Raw genomic sequence first — 15,780 nt, 5'->3', positions numbered from 1 at the left:
CATTCTTTCTATTTTTTAACATTTAGAGTTTTAAACTGGTTTTTCACCGATATTATAAATTAATGTAGCGTTTTTTGCTTTGCCCTTGCGAAGTCTTGAGTGTTTCGTCATTATTCGCCCTTAATTTTTAGATTTAGATGCGGTTTCAACCTCATCAACAATGCATACACAACATTTATCAAATAATAATTAAGGGTTATCTGTGAAGCAGACGTTAAAACTAACAGATATTATCGCGGTCGGCTTTATGCTTTTCGCGTTTTTCTTGGGTGCTGGTAACATCATCTTTCCGCCAATCGCTGGCCAACTTGCTGGAGAGCATTTACTGCCAGCCATGACAGGCTTTCTTATTACCGCTGTCGGTTTACCATTGATGACGATTATTGCGATTGCTGTCGCGGGTGGTTCTTGGGAGCATTTAACCAAAGATCTGCCTAAACAAGCTGCAACTATCATGGCAGTGATGATCTTTATCATCATTGGTCCTGCCTTTGCAGCACCGCGTACCGGCCTTGTGGCGTATGAAATGGCAGTGAAACCATTTTTCATTGATGCGCAACAATCGCATTTGACACTATTTTCGATTCTCTTTTTTGTCGTTGCGATGTTTTTTGCCTGGTCTCAAGGTCGGCTCATTGACATCATTGGTAAAGTGCTAACTCCTGCTCTATTTGTTGGATTAATTATTTTAGCCGTTGCGGTTTTTGTTGACCCGCAAGGTGAGATGGTGACTGCACAAGGCGAATACCTGACTCAGCCGTTGACGAAAGGTTTCCTTGAAGGCTACAACACCATGGATACGTTTGGCGCACTGATGTTTGGGATGTTAATTGTCGATGCACTGCGTAGCAAAGGCATTACAGAGCGCGCGGCAACCACAAAGTATTTAATCAGCGCGGCGTGTATTGCGGCGGTTGGTTTAGCTTTTGTCTATATTTCACTGTTTTATCTTGGCGCGACAAGCTCTGTGGTCGCTTTTGGTGCAGAAAATGGCGGTGCGGTGCTTAGCCAATATGTGCAAGCGCTGTTTGGCCCTTATGGGCAGATCGTGCTTTCTGTCATCGTGCTACTAGCCTGCCTAACCACGGCAATTGGTTTGATTTCAGCATGTTCAGATTACTTTTGCACATTGACTCCAATTGCGTATAAATCTTGGGTGATCATTATTGGTGTTGCTTGCGCTATCGTGGCAAACGTTGGTTTATCGCAATTGATCACGCTTTCTATCCCCGCACTGTATGCGCTTTATCCAGTTGCGATTGCCTTGATTATGTTGACCTTCTTGAGAGGGAAACTACCAAACCCAGCAGTGGCATACCGTGTAGTGCTACTTGTCTCTTTTCTTTTTGCGTTGATCGACGCGGCAAAAGTGGCTGGCGTTGATGTGTCTGCGTTCAATATGCTGCCACTGTTTGAGGTCGGCATGGGGTGGTTGCTTCCGACACTTGCTGCGATGATTTGCATGTTCTTTATTGCAACTACCGTTCAACAAAGTGTGGTTAAAGAAGCGGCATAATCGCGTTTTTAACCGTAAGCATTAAAGAGGCTGAACACGATTGTTCAGCCTCTTTTTTTAGGCGTGCGCCAGCTTTTATTCCAAGAGATCAAACGAATTTTTCCTGTATCTTCGTCACATTTTTAAGTAGAATTCTTCGGTTAAATTCTACTCATAAATGTTGAGCAAACATGTTTGAAATCAATCCTATTAAAAACCGTCTTCAGGATGTGTCAGAGCGCACAAATATCCTGAGGGGGTATCTTTGACTACGACTCTAAGAAAGAGCGTTTAGAAGAAGTGAATGCAGAACTCGAGCAACCCAACGTCTGGAACGAACCTGAGCGTGCACAAGCGCTAGGTAAAGAACGTGCTTCGCTCGAAGCCATTGTCGATACCATTGATCAGTTAGATCAAGGTGTGGATGATGTGGAAGGGCTACTGGAACTGGCTATTGAAGCAGAAGACCAAGAAACCTTCGATGAAATTGGCCCTGAACTGGATGAGCTGGAAACTAAGCTTGAACAGCTTGAGTTTCGTCGTATGTTTTCTGGCGATCACGATTCTTCAGATTGCTATATTGATCTGCAGTCTGGTTCGGGCGGCACCGAGGCTCAAGACTGGACATCAATCCTGCTACGCATGTATTTACGTTGGGCAGAATCGAAAGGCTTTAAGACTGAAGTGATTGAAGTGTCTGAAGGTGATGTTGCTGGCCTAAAAGGCGCAACCGTGCGAATTATCGGTGATTACGCTTATGGCTGGTTACGCACCGAAACTGGCGTACACCGCTTGGTTCGTAAATCCCCATTTGATTCGAGTGGCCGCCGCCATACCTCTTTTGCCTCTGCGTTTATCTATCCTGAGATTGATGAAAATATTGCTATCGACATCAACCCAGCCGATCTTCGTATCGATGTTTATCGCGCTTCGGGAGCGGGTGGTCAGCACGTTAACACCACCGAATCGGCGGTGCGTATTACGCACATTCCAACCAATACCGTTGTTCAATGCCAAAACGATCGTTCGCAGCATAAAAACAAAGACCAAGCGATGAAACAATTGCGTGCAAAACTGTTTGAACTTGAGTTACAAAAGCAGAATGCAGAAAAGCAAGCCAATGAAGATGCGAAATCTGACATTGGCTGGGGAAGCCAAATCCGATCTTATGTATTGGATGACTCCCGAATCAAAGATTTACGCACTGGCGTTGAAAACCGCAATACCCAAGCGGTATTAGATGGTGATTTAGACAAATTTATTGAAGCAAGCCTGAAATCAGGCCTTTAATGCTTTTTTACCGACATATAAGGTACATGTAAAATGACTGATGCTGTTCAAAACGAAATGAATCAAGAGCAAATTGCGCAAGAAGAGAACAAACTCATCGCAGAGCGTCGCAGCAAGCTGGATCACATCCGTAAGAGCTGTAAAGCGAATGGCCACCCAAATGACTTTCGTCGTGACAGCCTTGCGGGCGATCTTCAACAGCAATTCGGTGAAAAGAGCAAAGAAGAGTTAGAAGCCTTAAACCATGTTGTGGCGATTGCGGGTCGTATCATGGCGAAACGTGGCCCTTTCCTTGTTATTCAAGAAACCTCTGGTCGTATTCAAGCTTATGCTTCAAAAGAGGTTCAAACTGAGCTGAAGGAAAAATACCAAGGTCTAGACATTGGTGACATCATCGGCGTGAAAGGTGCGTTGCACAAATCTGGCAAAGGCGATCTCTACGTTAATATGGAAGAGTACGAATTGCTGACAAAGGCACTTCGTCCATTACCAGAGAAGTTCCACGGTTTGACTGACCAAGAGATGCGCTACCGCCAACGTTATGTGGATTTGATTGTTAATGAAAGTTCACGTAATGCGTTCATTGTTCGCTCTAAAGTAATGACTGCAATTCGTAACTTCATGATCTCAAAACAGTTCATGGAAGTAGAAACGCCAATGATGCATGTGATCCCTGGCGGAGCTAGTGCGCGTCCATTCATCACTCACCACAATGCGCTCGACATGCCAATGTACTTGCGTATCGCACCTGAGCTTTACCTTAAGCGTTTAGTTGTGGGTGGCTTTGATCGCGTGTTTGAAATCAACCGTAACTTCCGTAACGAAGGTCTTTCTCCTCGCCATAACCCTGAATTTACTATGATGGAATTCTATATGGCGTACGCAGATTACAATGATCTGATGGACTTTACTGAGGAGTTATTAAGCACTGTGGCACAGGAAGTTTTAGGTTCGACTTCAATGCCTTATGGTGATGAAACGGTAGAATTTGGTGGTCAATATGCTCGCATGAGTATGTTTGAAGCCATCAAACACTACAACCCAGAGCACGCTCAAATCCAAGCGTTAACTGAACAGGATCTGCAAAACCGTGAGCTCATGGTATCTATCGCGAAATCGGTTCATGTAGACGTTGAACCTTTCTGGACTTGCGGCCAACTGCTTGAAGAGATCTTCGGTGAAACGGCCGAACCTAAGTTGATGCAACCGACCTTCATCACTGGATACCCTGCGGATATTTCACCATTGGCGCGTCGTAGCGATAACAACCCATTCTTCACTGACCGTTTTGAGTTCTTCATCGGTGGTCGTGAAGTCGCCAATGGCTTCTCTGAGCTTAATGATGCTCAAGATCAAGACGAGCGCTTCTTAGCGCAAGTGAATGCCAAAGATGCTGGCGACGATGAAGCCATGTTCTACGATGCTGATTATGTTGTTGCGTTAGAGCACGGTCTCCCACCAACGGCGGGTCAAGGCATTGGTATTGATCGTTTGGTGATGTTACTCACCAACACCCATACGATTCGTGACGTTATCCTATTCCCTGCGATGCGCCCACAGCAGTAATTGCTACTTTCGTTCCGATAAACCGCCTAAATAGGCGGTTTTTTTTTGCATTAGTTTGAAAAATTTTGTTCACTAGCGTGGACTAACAGACAACAATTTCGAAAGGATTATGAAATAGTTCCCTATATTAAATGGCAAAGTGCTTATTTGTTGTCTAGTCTTATGATTGAGACAGACTACAGCGCCAAGTCTCGTTAATGTAACAGCCGTTTAATGTGCCAAAAGTAGCACTGCATATAAATTTAAAGATAAGGAATAATAGATGGGCACTCAATTCCGAATGGATTCTGTCCCTGGTTCGCTTGTCGTCGTTGGTGGGACATACGAGCCTTGGTTATCTGTACTTGAACAGGTTGGTTGGCGTTGTACACAATGCGCAGATTTACGTAAAGCGGATGCCTTGTTTGCAGAAACAGGCCCATGCATTGGTATTGTTGATTTGAGCCATGATGAATTCAGCCTCAATGGCATTGCAAATTTGGTCAGCAACCATAAACAAGTACGTTGGTTGGCGTTCATTCGCGAATCACAGTTGAGCTCGGATACGATTTGCCAATTCATTGTTAACTTTTGTATTGACTTTTTTACGGCGCCGATTCCCGATGCGCAGCTACTGAGCACCATTGGACACCAACTTGGAATGCTTAAGTTAGAGAAAAAAGTATGGCCACATTATGGAGCAACAGGGGATATTGGTTTAATTGGTGAGTCCACTCCCATGAAGCGCTTGCGTGATCAGATCAAACGCATCGGCCCTACAGATGTCAGTATCCTCATTTATGGGGAAAATGGAACGGGCAAAGAGACGGTCGCGAGAGCGGTACACAAAACCTCGTCTCGCGCACAAAAACCTTTTATTTCAGTGAATTGCCGAGCTTTATCGGAGAGCCGCTTTGAATGTGAGCTATTCGGTATTGGTTGTGAAGACTCATCTCAAACTTCATTATTGGAGCGGGCAGATGGTGGGACGATCCTACTCAAAGATATTCTCACGCTACCTAAAAGCCAACAAGCTAACCTCTTGCGCTTCCTGCAAGAAGGAACGATAGAAACTTCAATGGGTGTCAAAGAGGTGGATGTGCGTATTTTGGCCGCCAACTCTTCCGATATTGAAAAAGCGCTGATTGATGGCAATTTTAACGAAGAGCTGTACCACTATATCAACGTATTGCGTATTAATGTCCCGAGCTTAAAAGAGCGGGCGGGTGATATTGCTTTACTGGCACGACACTTCTTGCAGGAGTATTCAAAAGAGTTTAACGCGCAGGCGCGCAGTTTTACTGAAGAAGCGGCGCGCTCATTGGCTCGTTATCACTGGCCGGGTAACGTTCGTGAGCTGATGAATCAGATCAAACGTGTGGTGCTGATGTCCGATTCAGTCATGTTGGATGAATTGCAACTCGACTTACCAAAACGCAGTGATGGTAAGCGCAGCCTAAAAAGCATTCGTGAGCGTTCAGAGCGAGATGCGCTATTACTGGTTTTAGAATCCAACTCAGGGCAAGTATCAATGGCCGCCAAAGAGCTAGGTGTATCTAGAGCTACTATGTATCGCTTGCTTAATAAACATAACTTAATCACTGAAAATACCTATTAACTTGATGATTCTTCAAGTAAAAATGGCCACATTTAATCCATGTGGCCATTTTTTATAATCATATCTTTTGCGAATAAGTTATTCTCTAGCTGAATATGTCACTTATTTGCTGTCATCGGCTTTCATTTTAGGTTAATGCATTGTTTTTTAATTGTTTGAAAATTAAGAGTTGAATAATCACCTCAGTTGCATAGAATTTAACCGTGAGCCGTGCTCACACACTCATTTCACTTTGGATTAACTATTTGCTTGGAGGCGCAACATGAATCATTTCGTTTTTGTTCATACTGTTCGCGTTTCTATCGATCTTACTGCGCCTAAATCGTCTCTTACTACAGACGCCTGTCGTATGTTTGATGATAAAAAAGGCACCGATTTTTAGTTAATCCGTAACCTTGAGATAGGCTGCGGAAAAATGGCAGCTTATCAAAGTGTTGATCCACCTTGCTCGCCCCCATTTTTCCAGCCGTCAACGTTTAGTTTACTACTGGAGAATATTCATGCGTCATTCAATTTATTTACAACTTGCTACTTTACTGGTCCGTGCTGATTTACGCCGTGAAGAGCGTCAATGGCAACGAAATGTTCGCCGTCATGCTTTTGAGCTGCCTTTTAATAGCCAACACTTGCTTAAAGATATTGGCTTAGAAAGTGATGGACGCGCTATTGGCGTTTCAGTCCCTGACTCAATTAAAGCTGAACGTCATATTCGTCATCTTCGCCGTGTGTTAAGCATGCGAATAACAACGTAAAACGAGGGGCTAGTGGCTTCGCTAGCCCCGAAGATATCTACGGACAAGGGTTGGAGTAAGTCGTCCCAATCTCTTGAATTTTAAGAAGCAATTCATTACTGAGTACGACATCTAAACTATCGATATTTGTTTTCAACTGCTCTAGGTTTGTCGCGCCAATGATATTGGATGCGACAAACGGACGTTGATTGACAAACGCCAACGCCATCTGTGCTGGATCAAGGCCATACTGGTTAGCAAGCTCAACATAAGCGTGAGTGGCTTGTACACCTTGCGCCGTAAAATAGCGAGAAAAGCGTTCAAATAGGCTGCACCGAGCACCGTCAGGTCTTGCGCCATTTAAATATTTACCACTCAGGCAACCAAACGCCAGTGGCGAGTAAGCCAGCAGTTGAACACCTTCGAAGTGGCTAATCTCAGATAAGCCAATTTCAAAGCTACGATTCAGTAAATTATAAGGGTTTTGGATAGAGACAATTTTTGCTAGATCGTGTTTTTCTGCCAATTTTAGCAACGTCATTACGCCCCACGGGGTATCATTTGACACACCGATGTAACGCACTTTTCCAGCCTTGACGAGATCATTAAGCGCTTCGAGCGTTTCGATTAAAGTGACTTCTTCTTGCTGATCAGGATAAGGGTAGTTAAGTTGGCCGAACATGTTCGTTTGGCGTTGAGGCCAATGTAATTGATACAAATCGACATAGTCTGTTTTTAAGCGTCTTAAACTATCATCAATCGCTAAATGAATGTTGCGTCTATCGAGTGACATCTTTTCGCGGATGTGAGGCACGTTACGCGGGCCTGCCACTTTAGTCGCTAACACCACTTTTTCACGTTTACCTGATTTTTCTAACCAGTTGCCAATATAGCTTTCGGTCAGACCTTGGGTTTTACCGTTGGGGGGAACTGGGTACATTTCCGCAGTATCGATGAAATTCACACCTTGGTCTAAGGCGTAATCGAGCTGCTCAAAGGCTTGTTGTTGGCTATTTTGTTCACCAAAAGTCATGGTACCTAAGCAGATCTTGCTCACTTCCAGTGTGGAATGAGGCAGTTTGGTGTATTGCATATTTCTTCCTTGATGCTCTCGCTGGTGGAGTGTGTGACGTTTTTACTATAAGCGAAGATGGCAGTGAAACGGAAACGAATTGTGCAGTGAAAGATCAAACGGTTACGTTTTTTCATGAGCAATAACGAGCACTTTTAAATAAAGTGTTGCTCAAGAATGCTCGCGGTAAATTGAGTTCGAAGATAAAAGCCTCGTGGCAGGGTTTTGATAGGTTTACCATTAGCACCGTAGGCTTCGGTTAATGCTCGCCCGTTTGCCGCTTTTGGCCTGAGCTGTAATACTTCACCGTGCTTAGCGGTGATCTGCTCAACTTTGCCAAGAACGATGAACTCCATCAGTTCTTCCCAATCATTTTTTAGCTGCTGTTCTTGTGCAGGAGAAGGGCTCCATAGCAATGGCGATCCGACATGGCGCTGGGCTAGGGGGATCTCTCGCTCACCCTCTATTGGGATCCACAGTACTCGAGAGAGTTTATTTCGCACGTGGCTTTGCTCCCATGTTAAACCATGAACACCGGTGAGTGGGGCCACACACACAAACGTTGTTTCGAGCGGTTTTCCAGTGTAACTGATTGGAATACTTTTGAGCTCGATACCTAATTGCTCGAAATCTTGCTGAGGTTTGCTGCCTGCCGTTGCACCCAAATGCCACTCTAATAGCTGACCGACCCATCCTTTATCTTTTTTTAAGTCAGGGGGCACGGTCATCTTGGCTTCTTCGGCGAGTTGACTAAAGCTTAAGCCTGCAATGTCTTGGGCTCTAAGCATTAATTCATGTTCAGTTTTAGGTGCGGGTTTCATGATACTTTGAATGATAAAAACGTGATTGTAGCAAATTCTTATACACAATGTGCTGTCGTTTCTTTTGCTTAAAAGATCATCGCAACCCAAGTTATCCACAGGTTGATCGGAAAAATATTCCATTTTTTGTTTATCTGTATGCATTTACAGGGTTTTGCTTGAGAGAGTGGGCCTCTTAATCAGTAAATCTTATTTCTACTAGAGTGGGGGTGTGGATAACGAGCTAATTGGTGGATCTTTGAGCATGTTGTGAAAGGATCAATTTTTTGTTAATCGCAACGTAATGTGAATAATGGAAAATCCAATTAATTCATTGTTTTTAATGTATTTAATTTATTATTATCTTTTTTATATTGGCCCGTATTCTTTTGCTTTTTGGGGAAGTAAGTCGCTATCTAGAGATTCTTCACATAGTTACTCACAGAAAAGGTGAATAAATGTGGCTGGTGTCGCATTATTTTGTTGATAACTTTAAATTTGATGAAAAGTTATCCAATTAATGATTAGGAACACATAAATCTCGTGTTAATCACACTAGTAAGTTTGCTCCTATTGGGGATATGTGGAAAAATCAAAGCAATTAAGATTTTACTAGAGGTTGGCCAGTGATCGATGGCGATGGTTACCGACTCAATGTTGGTATTGTGATTTGTAACAACCATGGTCAGGTATTCTGGGCGAAACGATACGGACAACACTCTTGGCAGTTTCCACAAGGTGGAATTGACGACGATGAAACTCCTGAACAAGCGATGTTTAGAGAGCTTTACGAAGAGGTTGGGCTTACAAAGAAAGATGTGAAAATCATAGCAACAAGCCGTCATTGGTTAAGATATAAATTACCAAAACGGCTCGTTCGTTGGGATTCTCAACCTGTCTGTATTGGGCAAAAACAGAAATGGTTTCTTCTGCGCTTAGAGTGTGATGAATCAAGAATCAACATGCAGCGCGGCAGTACCCCTGAATTTGATGGTTGGCGTTGGGTCAGTTATTGGTATCCAGTGAGGCAAGTAGTCTCTTTCAAGCGAGATGTTTATCGTCGCGCCATGAAAGAGTTTGCATCATTCGCGATGCCATTTAAAGAACGTAATAACAAAGGTAAGCGCAAAAATAAAAGAGGATAGACATGCTCTCTCAGCTAAGGGAAATAGTTGAACAAGTATCCAAGGTAGAAGATGTACACCAAGCCTTGGATATTTTGGTTAAGCAAACGTGCAATGCGATGAGTACCGAGTGTTGCACTGTCTATCTTGCTAACGAAGAAAAACATCGCCTAGAACTGATGGCAACGCAAGGCTTAAAGTTCAAAGGCGACAAAATCCACATCGGTTTTGACGAAGGTTTAGTGGGCTTAGTGAAACGTTCAGCTGAGCCAATCAACATTGCTGAAGCGTCGAAACATCCTAATTTTAAATACTTCAAACAGCTTGGCGAAGAGGTGTATCAAAGCTTTCTTGGTACGCCGATTATTCATCGCAAGCGAGTATTGGGTGTCTTGGTCGTGCAGCAAAAAACACCTCGCTTATTTAGTGAGATGGAAGAGTCTTTTATTGTCACTCTGGCGGCGCAAGTGGCCGTGATTATTGCTCATGCTCAAACACAAGGGCAGTGGCTGCTTTCGAAAAAGCAGTTATCCACCAGTGGCATTGCTGCGTCATCTGGCATCGCGATTGGTGAGTTTTGGTGGGATGACACCCAGCCTCAACTGTCTGATGTTTACCCCGCCTCAACGCTCGATATTGAACGAGAACAAGAGTGGCTAGTGCTGGCGGTAGAAAGCGCCTTGAACGATTTTCGTCGTTTAAGAAAAAAACTCGATAGTGATATTAATAAAGATGCGTTAGCCATCTTCGATCTCTTTACTCATCTACTCAATGATCCGATGCTACGCAACGATCTGAAAAGCCAGATCCAAAAAGGTGATCGTGCAGATTGGGCATTACGGCAAGTTGTGGAGAGTTATTCCAACCGTTTTGCGAAGATGTCAGATGTTTACTTACGTGAGCGTGCACAGGATATTCGTGAGCTAGGTCAGCGACTGCTATTTTTTTTGCACAACACTGAACATGATCAGCAGCAACTTGATAAACCGATCATTTTGGTGGTACGCGAACTTACTGCTTCAATTCTCGCCGCTATTCCTAAAGATAAATTACTGGCGGTGGTCTCTTTAGAAGGGGCTGCCAATTCCCACGCAGCAATATTGTCACGGGCGTTGGGCATTCCCGCAGTGATGGGGATTTCACTTAATCTCAAGGAGATCAACGGTAAAAAGGGCATTGTCGATGGTTATAGCGGCAAGGTTTTTATCTCACCAAATAGACAAATTCTGGCGGAATATCGCGCTTTAGCTTATGAAGAAAGCGAACTTTCTCAAATGGTTAATGAAACCATTGCAGAAGCTCCTTTTACGCAAGATGGCACACGTATTGAAGTGATGCTCAATGCTGGATTAAGTGCGGATACCAACATCGCAATTAACCAAGGGGTTGATGGTGTCGGGCTGTATCGAACCGAAATTTCCTTTTTGCTGCAACATCGCTTTCCATCAGAAGAAGAACAAGTGCAGCAGTATCGCAGCGTTTTGAACGCTTATCCTGATAAACGGGTGGTGATGAGAACGTTAGACATTGGTGGCGATAAAGCACTGCCTTATCTACCCATTGAAGAAGACAATCCCTTTCTTGGCTGGCGAGGCATTCGTTTTACGCTCGATCATCCCGATATCTTTTTGATTCAACTGCGGGCGATGATGCGTGCCAGCGGCGATAACCAAAATCTCAGCATTTTATTGCCCATGATTTCAGGAACGAAAGAGTTGGACGACGCAATGCGGTTGATTGATCAAGCGTATCGAGAAGTTTCTAGCGTTGATGATCGGATCATAATGCCCAAGATTGGCATTATGATTGAAGTACCATCGATGATTTATCTTCTACCATTGATTGCGAGCAAAGTGGACTTTGTTTCGGTTGGAACCAACGATTTAACCCAATATTTGTTGGCCGTTGATCGGAACAATGCACATGTTGCTGATGTCTATGACTCCATGCATCCAGCGGTGGTGATGGCGCTTAAACAGATTTTAGAGACTTGCCAGTCTCATCGTATACCTGTTTGTGTGTGTGGTGAGTTGGCCGGAGACCCTATCGGTTCACTGTTATTAATTGGTTTGGGTTATCGCATGCTAAGTATGAATACCTCCAACGTAGCCAAGGTCAAATATTTGGTGAGGCACTCTCAATTAGGACAGTTACAGCGACTTGCTGACAAAGCGTTGATGCAACCTTACGGCAACGACATTTATAATATGATGCACTCATACTTTGAAGATAAAGGCTTTGCTGGCTTTATCCGCGCAGGCAAAAAATAGGAACCAATGTGAATTTTGAGTTGATGGTGTTGCTGGTGTTATTGGGCTCAGTCGTTGGTTTTATGGCTGGTTTACTGGGCATTGGTGGTGGTTTAATTGTCGTTCCGGCGTTGCTTCTTTTGCTTCCCAAAGCGGGTATTTCCGCCGAACTTAGTATGCATTTAGCGTTAGCGACATCGCTAGCGACCATCATTGTTACTTCGGCTTCTTCGGCATTAAATCACCTTAAATTGGGCAATGTGGATATGTTTGTCGTCAAGTGGCTCATGCCCGGCGTTATCGTCGGTGGGTTTGTTGGCTCAATGATCGCAGATGTGATTCCGACTCAATATCTACCGAAAGTATTTGGCTTGATTGTTTTTTGCCTAGCGATCCAAATGTTTTTATCGATAAAAGCGCAAATGCAAAGATCGATGCCCGGTGCGTGGGTGACCATGCTATGTGGCAGTGGTATTGGTATTGTCTCTAGTTTAGCGGGAATTGGTGGCGGTTCGCTCTCCGTTCCTTTTTTGAATCGTCATGGCGTTGAAATGCGTAAAGCCGTCGGTTCTTCTTCTGTCTGTGGGTGTGTGATCGCAATCTCTGGCATGATTGGTTTTATTTTGCACGGTTATCAAGTGGAGAATTTACCACCTTACAGCATTGGCTATGTCTATTTACCTGCGTTAGTCGCCATTGCTTCGACCTCAATTCTCACTACTCGATTAGGAGCGCGTTACGCGACTCAGTTACCGACGGCGGTATTGAAAAAAATATTCTCCGTTTTTCTGATGGTTATAGCGGCAACTATGCTGTTTTAATCACTTATTATCTTCACCTCATTTTTAGTAAGAGAACACGTTTATGTCTCAGGGTTTTATACAGTTCCCAAATATTGATCCCGTGCTGATTGCGATTGGCCCTATATCCATTCGCTGGTACGGCTTAATGTATTTAGTTGGTTTTGTTTTTGCGATGTGGCTTGCCAATCGCAGAGCGGACAAACCAAATAGTGGCTGGACTCGTGAGCAAGTCTCGGATTTGCTGTTTGCTGGATTTTTAGGGGTGGTCATTGGTGGTCGTGTCGGTTATGTGTTGTTTTACAATTTTGATCTGTTTCTCCAAGACCCGCTCTATCTTTTTAAAGTGTGGACAGGCGGGATGTCTTTCCATGGTGGTCTACTTGGCGTGATCAGTGCAATGTTTTGGTATGCACGGAAAAATAACCGAACGTTTTTTGGTGTCGCCGATTTTGTGGCTCCTTTGGTTCCATTTGGTTTAGGTATGGGACGATTAGGCAACTTCATGAACAGTGAATTGTGGGGGCGAGTAACCGATGTTCCATGGGCGATCATTTTTCCGAACGGCGGGCCTTTGCCTCGCCATCCATCACAGCTTTATGAGTTTTTCTTAGAAGGGATTGTGCTGTTTATTATATTGAACCTGTTTATCCGCAAAAATCGGCCAATTGGTTCAGTCTCAGGGCTATTTTTGATAGGCTACGGAACATTCCGTTTCCTTGTCGAATATGTTCGTGAACCTGATGCACAATTAGGATTGTTCGCTGGATTTATCTCCATGGGGCAAATCCTGTCGCTACCGATGATCATTGTCGGTGCACTGATGATGGTATGGGCGTACAAGGTTAACCATAAAGTGACTCAATAGTGTTAAGGATAGTTTGTGAAACAGTATCTTGAACTTTGTCAGCGAATTGTTGATGAGGGCGTTTGGATCGAAAATGAACGTACCGCCAAACGCTGCCTAACGGTGGTTAACGCTGATCTCACCTACGATGTAGGTCAGAATCAATTCCCGTTAGTGACAACGCGTAAAAGCTTCTGGAAAGCCGCAGTTGCTGAGCTGCTTGGTTATATTCGTGGCTACGATAATGCAGCCGACTTTCGCGCTTTAGGAACCAAAACGTGGGATGCGAATGCGAATTTAAATGCAGCTTGGCTTAACAATCCATACCGTAAAGGTGAAGATGATATGGGCCGCGTGTACGGCGTTCAAGGACGTGCGTGGGCCAAGGCGGATGGTGGGCAGATTGATCAACTGCGTAAGATTGTTGATGATCTTTCACGTGGCGTTGATGATAGAGGCGAAATCCTAAACTTTTACAACCCAGGTGAGTTTCATATGGGTTGCTTGCGCCCCTGCATGTACAGTCATCACTTTTCGTTGTTGGGCGATACTTTGTATCTCAATAGTACGCAACGCTCGTGTGATGTCCCGCTTGGCTTGAATTTTAATATGGTTCAGGTCTACGTGTTCCTCGCAATTATGGCGCAAATTACCGGCAAAAAAGCGGGCGTGGCCTACCATAAGATCGTCAATGCGCATATCTATGAAGACCAACTGGCGTTGATGACAGATGTACAACTTAAGCGTGATCCACTACCTATGGCGAAGTTTCATATCAACCCGGAAATTAAAACGCTAGAAGATCTTGAAACTTGGGTTACCTTGGATGATTTCTGGATTGAAGGCTACCAATGTCATGATGCCATCCAGTACCCGTTTTCGGTTTAGTTGCTCTCTCGCATTATTAAAAAGTACTGTTTTCTAGTTGTAAAAAATCCCCGAAGCGTTGCTCGGGGATTTTTTTTGATCTGTCGTGTGGTTTGTTCGTTACTTAAGCCGTTAGTGCCAGTATACCGCCAGGCATAATGATAAAGACCGATAGTAAATAACCCGCAACGACCGCTTTATTCTTTGTTGCCATCTCAGCAATCATTTCTGCGCCTTTAATTGGCAGTTCACGTAAAAACGGAACACCATAGATCAACACAGTGGCTAATACATTAAAGGTTAAGTGGACTAAAGCAATTTGCAAGGCAAATACCGCAAACTCACCAGAAACGGCCGTTGCCGCGAGTAGGGCGGTAATGCAAGTGCCAATATTAGCCCCTAAAGTGAATGGGTAAACATCGCGTACTTTCAATACACCAGTGCCGACCAGCGGAACCATTAAACTGGTGGTAGTTGAAGAAGATTGAACCAATACAGTGACGATTGAACCTGAAAGGATACCGTGCAGCGGTCCGCGTCCAATGGCATCTTTGAGTATCTCTTTCGCACGACCCACCATCAAACTCTTCATGAGCTTACCCATGACAGTGATAGCCACAAAAATGGTCGCAATACCAAGAACAATCAACATCACGCCACCTACAACTTCACCAAAAGTGATCAGCTGGCCTTTTAGTGCCGTGATAATTGGGCTCGTGATAGGTTTGATAAAATCGAGTCCTTTCATGCTCATATCACCAGTAGAGAGCAAAGGTGACACAAGCCAATGAGAAATTTTCTCTAAAATACCAAACATCATCTCTAACGGTAGGAAAATCAGTACCGCCAAAAGATTAAAGAAGTCGTGAATTGTTGCACTTGCAAAAGCGCGTTTAAATTCGACTTGGCAACGAACGTGTCCAAGGCTAACAAGCGTGTTGGTTACTGTGGTGCCAATATTGGCACCCATAACCATTGGGATCGCCATTTCAACAGGTAATCCGCCAGCCACAAGACCGACAATGATAGAGGTTACGGTGCTTGAAGATTGAATCAATGCTGTGGCGACTAACCCTATCATCAACCCCGCTATTGGGTGTGAGGCAAACTCAAACAGTACCTTAGCTTGATCACCTGTCGCCCATTTAAATCCACTACCTACCATCGCCACTGCAAGTAGCAGTAGGTAGAGCATGAATGCCAAGTTCGCCCAACGCAGCCAGCGAGTGGTACTCGCAATGGGTGCAGCAGTAGTTGTCGCTTGGTTCATTTTCTTTTCTCCATTGACCTTTTGAGTGTTGTTCGGTCTGTTGTTGAATCTGAGCGAGATAGTAGAGAATAA

The 15,780-nt window shown here is 44.1% G+C and carries 13 protein-coding genes; 10 read left to right on the top strand and 3 right to left on the bottom strand.

Annotation, left to right across the window (positions count from 1 at the left end):
- The first annotated feature begins 202 nt into the window (after positions 1-202).
- From brnQ to AACT23_RS16215, 5 genes are all read left to right on the top strand, one after another.
- Positions 203-1,516: a branched-chain amino acid transport system II carrier protein gene (gene brnQ / locus AACT23_RS16235; RefSeq protein ID WP_047690133.1), complete on the top strand. Its 1,314-nt coding sequence runs from the start codon at positions 203-205 to the stop codon at positions 1,514-1,516.
- Between the two features lie 170 nt (positions 1,517-1,686).
- A protein-coding gene (gene prfB / locus AACT23_RS16230; RefSeq protein WP_141195555.1) for a peptide chain release factor 2 occupies positions 1,687-2,785 on the top strand; the annotation gives its coding sequence in 2 pieces (ribosomal slippage) (positions 1,687-1,761 and positions 1,763-2,785; 1,098 coding nt in all).
- A gap of 33 nt (positions 2,786-2,818) precedes the next feature.
- Positions 2,819-4,351, top strand: a complete 1,533-nt coding sequence (lysS, locus tag AACT23_RS16225) for a lysine--tRNA ligase (protein ID WP_013857598.1) — start codon at positions 2,819-2,821, stop codon at positions 4,349-4,351.
- Positions 4,352-4,613: 262 nt separating this feature from the next.
- Positions 4,614-5,948 carry a cyclic-di-GMP-binding transcriptional regulator VpsR gene (vpsR, locus tag AACT23_RS16220; RefSeq protein ID WP_017043264.1) on the top strand — a complete coding sequence of 445 codons (1,335 nt, stop codon included), beginning with the start codon at positions 4,614-4,616 and terminating at the stop codon, positions 5,946-5,948.
- Positions 5,949-6,448: 500 nt separating this feature from the next.
- Positions 6,449-6,700, top strand: coding sequence for a hypothetical protein (locus tag AACT23_RS16215; RefSeq protein WP_010319130.1), 252 nt, complete (start codon positions 6,449-6,451; stop codon positions 6,698-6,700).
- A gap of 37 nt (positions 6,701-6,737) precedes the next feature.
- Here the strand turns inward: AACT23_RS16215 and AACT23_RS16210 are convergent, their stop codons facing one another.
- On the bottom strand, positions 6,738-7,772 hold the full coding sequence (locus AACT23_RS16210; protein ID WP_094128705.1) for an NADP(H)-dependent aldo-keto reductase: 1,035 nt from the start codon (positions 7,770-7,772) through the stop codon (positions 6,738-6,740).
- Between the two features lie 134 nt (positions 7,773-7,906).
- Positions 7,907-8,572 carry a DNA mismatch repair endonuclease MutH gene (gene mutH, locus AACT23_RS16205; RefSeq protein WP_026028083.1) on the bottom strand — a complete coding sequence of 222 codons (666 nt, stop codon included), beginning with the start codon at positions 8,570-8,572 and terminating at the stop codon, positions 7,907-7,909.
- A gap of 605 nt (positions 8,573-9,177) precedes the next feature.
- Between mutH and rppH the strand changes: the two genes are divergently transcribed.
- Genes rppH through AACT23_RS16180 form a run of 5 tightly spaced genes read left to right on the top strand, consistent with a single transcriptional unit; the run spans position 9,178 to position 14,459 of the window.
- Entirely contained in the window at positions 9,178-9,696 is a 519-nt protein-coding gene (rppH, locus tag AACT23_RS16200) for an RNA pyrophosphohydrolase (protein ID WP_010319133.1), read from the top strand.
- Between the two features lie 2 nt (positions 9,697-9,698).
- Complete coding sequence (gene ptsP, locus AACT23_RS16195) at positions 9,699-11,945, top strand: phosphoenolpyruvate--protein phosphotransferase (RefSeq protein WP_094128702.1); 2,247 nt, start codon at positions 9,699-9,701, stop codon at positions 11,943-11,945.
- A gap of 8 nt (positions 11,946-11,953) precedes the next feature.
- Positions 11,954-12,745 (top strand): sulfite exporter TauE/SafE family protein, encoded by a 792-nt coding sequence (locus tag AACT23_RS16190; protein WP_094128699.1) that lies wholly within the window; start codon positions 11,954-11,956, stop codon positions 12,743-12,745.
- A gap of 43 nt (positions 12,746-12,788) precedes the next feature.
- A complete protein-coding gene (gene lgt / locus AACT23_RS16185) occupies positions 12,789-13,592 on the top strand; it encodes a prolipoprotein diacylglyceryl transferase (RefSeq protein ID WP_013857591.1) in 804 nt (267 codons plus the stop codon).
- A 15-nt stretch (positions 13,593-13,607) separates the two neighbouring features.
- A complete protein-coding gene (locus tag AACT23_RS16180) occupies positions 13,608-14,459 on the top strand; it encodes a thymidylate synthase (RefSeq protein ID WP_094128696.1) in 852 nt (283 codons plus the stop codon).
- A gap of 103 nt (positions 14,460-14,562) precedes the next feature.
- Here the strand turns inward: AACT23_RS16180 and AACT23_RS16175 are convergent, their stop codons facing one another.
- A complete protein-coding gene (locus tag AACT23_RS16175; protein ID WP_017047902.1) occupies positions 14,563-15,708 on the bottom strand; it encodes a Na/Pi symporter in 1,146 nt (381 codons plus the stop codon).
- Positions 15,709-15,780: the final 72 nt, after the last annotated feature.

The organism is Vibrio sp. V09_P4A23P171 (genome assembly GCF_963875615.1).
GTDB lineage: Bacteria > Pseudomonadota > Gammaproteobacteria > Enterobacterales > Vibrionaceae > Vibrio > Vibrio anguillarum.
Note: the sequence above shows the minus strand (reverse complement) of the source record. Positions and strands in the feature narration are given on the sequence as shown.